Genomic DNA, 210 nt, shown 5'->3' with positions numbered 1-210 from the left:
CGATCAGAACATCTTTTCCTTCCAGTGTCTCATCAAGGTCTTTTGCAATCTTAACTACACCGCTTGAAGCTGTTCCGTCACCATAACTGCTAACACTCATAAAGTCCATGGACACCGGCACGGTAATTCTCTTTGCCAGTTCGCACATAAAGAATACGCCACCTTTTAATACACAGATGAGATGCACTTCTTTTCCTTCATAATCTTTAC

Annotated in this window: 1 protein-coding gene; it reads right to left on the bottom strand. The window is 41.9% G+C overall.

Annotation, left to right across the window (positions count from 1 at the left end; translation table 11 throughout):
• Nucleotides 1-210 (bottom strand): phosphoribosyltransferase (locus HJY11_RS14770; RefSeq protein WP_279571122.1); only part of this gene is annotated, 210 nt, incomplete at both ends.

Source organism: Bittarella massiliensis (ex Durand et al. 2017) (assembly GCF_017566145.1).
GTDB classification, from domain to species: domain Bacteria; phylum Bacillota; class Clostridia; order Oscillospirales; family Ruminococcaceae; genus Bittarella; species Bittarella massiliensis_A.
The sequence above is the reverse complement of the archived record's forward strand: the minus strand, read 5'-3'. Positions and strand labels throughout refer to the sequence as shown.